The sequence below is a fragment of the Halomonas sp. 707D4 genome, assembly GCF_024158685.1.
Classification (GTDB): domain Bacteria; phylum Pseudomonadota; class Gammaproteobacteria; order Pseudomonadales; family Halomonadaceae; genus Vreelandella.
In genome coordinates, this window is record NZ_JAMZBD010000329.1 from 1 (window position 1) to 3642 (window position 3642).

3 protein-coding genes and 1 pseudogene are annotated in these 3642 nt (G+C 64.6%); 3 read left to right on the top strand and 1 reads right to left on the bottom strand.

Annotated features, from left to right (window positions below; genetic code table 11):
* Positions 1-288, top strand: a pseudogene (locus BIS11_RS13045) (ATP-dependent helicase); the annotation flags it as partial.
* 18 nt (positions 289-306) lie between these two features.
* Here BIS11_RS13045 and BIS11_RS13050 read toward each other — a convergent pair.
* Positions 307-1971, bottom strand: coding sequence for an electron transfer flavoprotein-ubiquinone oxidoreductase (locus BIS11_RS13050; RefSeq protein ID WP_253418201.1), 1665 nt, complete (start codon positions 1969-1971; stop codon positions 307-309).
* Between the two features lie 269 nt (positions 1972-2240).
* Between BIS11_RS13050 and BIS11_RS13055 the strand changes: the two genes are divergently transcribed.
* On the top strand, positions 2241-2990 hold the full coding sequence (locus tag BIS11_RS13055; RefSeq protein ID WP_253418204.1) for an electron transfer flavoprotein subunit beta/FixA family protein: 750 nt from the start codon (positions 2241-2243) through the stop codon (positions 2988-2990).
* A gap of 49 nt (positions 2991-3039) precedes the next feature.
* A partial coding sequence (locus BIS11_RS13060; RefSeq protein WP_367399212.1) for an electron transfer flavoprotein subunit alpha/FixB family protein occupies positions 3040-3642 on the top strand: 603 nt, incomplete at its 3' end.

Consider the following 3642-nt stretch of genomic DNA (forward strand, 5'->3'; position numbering starts at 1 on the left):
GTGACACGCCCTGCCTTGGTCGAGCGCTACCTGACGCGGCTCGGGCGCGAGGACATCATCCTGCGCGCCGAGGCGGTCAACGAACCCCGTGCAGGGTACGCCTCGGGCGCCGATTTCTACCCCGGACAGCGCCTGATGCACGACGTGTTCGGCGAAGGCGAGGTGGCGGCGGTGGAGGGCAATCCGGCGGATCCGGTGATCGACGTGCGCTTCGTTCAGGCCGGGCGACGCCGGCTGATCGCCAGCCGCGCGCCGATCACGTCGCTGGATCCGGTCAAGCCCGCCTGACGACGGGCACGACGCCTTCTACATGTTGGGGTAGTTGGGGCCACCGCCGCCTTCCGGCGCCACCCAGGTGATGTTCTGGGCCGGGTCCTTGATGTCGCAGGTCTTGCAGTGCACGCAGTTCTGGAAGTTGATCTGAAAGCGCGGCTTGCCCTGATCGTCTTCCACCACTTCGTAGACCCCGGCCGGGCAGTAGCGCTGCGCGGGCTCGGCGTACTTGGGCAGGTTGTGCTCGATGGGAATCGACGGGTCGGTGAGCTTGAGGTGGCAGGGCTGATCCTCCTCGTGGTTGGTGTTGGAGAGAAACACCGAGGAGGACTTGTCGAAAGAGAGCTTGCCATCGGGTTTGGGATAGTCGATCTTCTCGAACTTGTCGGCGGGCTGCAGAGCGCCGTGGTCGGTGGTGGTGTCGTGCAGTGTCGGCAGCTTGTTGCCGATGAGCTGGTTGACGAAGTTGTACGCGCCGCCGCCGACGTTACCATACTTGTGCATTGCCGGGCCGAAGCTCGCGTTCTCCTTGAGCTCCTGATACGCCCAGCTCGACTCCCACTTCTGGTTGAAACTGGAAAGTTCCGCGCCGCCTTCGTCGCCACCCTTGATCGCATCATAAACGCTCTCGGCGGCCACCAGGCCCGACTTCATCGCGGTGTGAATGCCCTTGATCTTGGCGAAGTTGAGCGTGCCCGCGTCGCAGCCGATCAGGAGCCCGCCGGGAAAGGTCATCTTGGGTAGGCAGTTGAAGCCGCCTTTGGTGATGGCGCGCGCGCCGTAGGCGACGCGCTTGCCGCCTTCGAGATACTGACGCAGCACCGGGTGGTGCTTCATGCGCTGGAACTCGTCGAAAGGCGAAAGCCAGGGATTCCTGTAGCCCAGATCCATGATCAGCCCGACCACCACCTGCTGGTTCTCGGCATGGTAGAGAAACCAGCCGCCGTGGGTATCGGCTTCGAGCGGCCAGCCGGAGCCGTGAACCACCAGACCCGGCTCGTGCTTGTCCGCGGGCACGTCCCACAGCTCCTTCAGGCCGATGCCGTAGTGCTGCGGGTCGCGGCCCTCGTCGAGGGAGAACTCGCGGATCAGGCGCTTGCCCAGATGCCCGCGGGAGCCTTCGGCGAACAGCGTGTACTTGGCGCGAAGCTCCATGCCCGGCATGTGGCCATCCTTGGGCGTGCCGTCGGCGGCCACCCCCATGTCGCCGATCAGGATGCCGCGCACCGCGCCGTCCTCGACGATCACGTCCTGGGCGGCGAAACCCGGGAAGATCTCGACGCCGAGGTCTTCCGCCTGCTCGGCGAGCCAGCGACACAGGTTGCCCGCACTGATCACGTAGCGGGTCTGGTCGCCGCCGGTGTTGTGCATGCTCTTCGGCACCAGCGCGTGGGGCAGCTTGCGCGCGTTCTCACCATCCTTCAAGAGGTAGAGGTCGTCGCGGGTGGCGGGAGTGTTCAGCGGGGCGCCGCGCTCCTTCCAGTCGGGAAAGAGCTCATCAAGTGCGCGCGGCTCGAGCACGGCACCGGACAGGATATGGGCCCCCACCTCGGAGCCTTTCTCCACGACGCAGACGGTCAATTCCTGGCCCGCCTCGTTGGCTTGCTGCATCAGTCGGCAGGCGGCCGACAGGCCCGAAGGCCCCGCGCCGACGATGACCACATCCATTTCCATGACATCGCGCTCTGCGTTTTCCACGGTCTCTCCTTATTCTCGTAAGTACCGTGTCTTATAAAAACACGAACTTAATACTAAACGGTCGTTTGCTTCTGGTTATGCCTCATGATAGGCATAATACCCGTCCCGGGTCATTTCTACGATGGTGTCAGGGCGTTATCGCCCCGTTTTGGGCGCCTTTCGCCGCCGCCGGATTTGCTGAGGCAAAAGCGCTATAGTGTTGCTAGCCGCACGAGCGAGAGGGCTGTGCCCGTCAAGACAAGGCTTCTGATCAGCCAAGCGAGGAAACCATGAAAGTATTAGTCGCGGTGAAACGCGTCATCGACTACAACGTCAAGATCCGCGTCAAGGCGGATCACTCCGACGTGGATCTCACCAACGTCAAGATGGCCATGAACCCCTTCTGCGAGATCGCCGTGGAAGAGGCGGTACGCTTGAAGGAGAAGGGCGTGGCGACGGAAGTGATCGCCGTGAGCGTCGGCCCCAAGGCCGCCCAGGAACAGCTGCGCACGGCACTTGCGCTCGGCGCCGACCGCGCGATCCAGATCGAGACCGACGAGCGCGTCGAGTCGCTCGCCGTGGCCAAGCTCCTGGCGAAGGTGGTGGAAGAAGAGCAGCCGGGGCTGGTGATCCTCGGCAAGCAGGCGATCGACACCGACAACAACCAGACCGGCCAGATGCTCGCCGCGCTGACCCACATGGGCCAGGGCACCTTCGCCTCGAAGGTGGAGGTCGACGGTGATCGCGTCAGCGTCACCCGCGAGATCGACGGCGGCCTGCAGACCGTGTCACTCGCGCTTCCGGCGATCGTCACCACGGACCTGCGCCTCAACGAGCCGCGCTACGCCAAGCTTCCGGACATCATGAAGGCCAAGAAGAAGCCGCTGGACGTCAAGACCCCGGCGGACTACGGCGTCGAGGTGGCGTCCCGTGTGAGCCTGATCAAGGTCGAGACGCCCGCCGAGCGCAAGGGCGGCGTGAAGGTGGCCTCAGTGGACGAGCTGGTCGACAAGTTGAAAAACGAAGCCAAGGTGCTTTGATTTCCCGGCCCAGTGATCGCCTCTTTCACCCGTATTCAAGGAGTTTCTCATGAGCATTCTGGTTCTGGCCGACGTTCACGACGGCCACCTGCTTGACACCACCGCCCACGTGGTGGCCGCCGCCCGCGAGATCGGCGGCGATATCGACGTACTGGTCGCCGGCGAAGGCGTCCAGGCCGCCGCAGACGCCGCCGCCAAACTCGACGGCGTCACCCGCGTTCGCCTCGCGGATCACAGCGTCTACGCCCACCAGCTCGCCGAGCCGCTGGGCGCGCTTCTGGTCGAGCTCGCCGGCGACTATACCCATGTGCTTGCCAGCGCCTCGACCACCGGCAAGAACGTGCTGCCGCGCGTGGCCGCGCTCAAGGACGTCAGTCAGATTTCCGAGGTGCTGGCCATCGACAGCGCCGACACCTTCAAGCGCCCGATCTACGCCGGCAACGCCATCGCCACGGTGAAAAGCGATGACGCGCTCAAGGTGATGACCGTACGCACCACGGCGTTCGATGCGGTCGGGCACGTCGGCAGCGCCGCGATCGAGGCCCTCGACACCGTGGTCGAGAACGCCCAGTCGCAGTTCGTCGGTCAAGAGCTTGCGGCCTCGGACCGCCCGGAACTGGGCGGGGCGAAGGTGGTGATCTCCGGCGGTCGC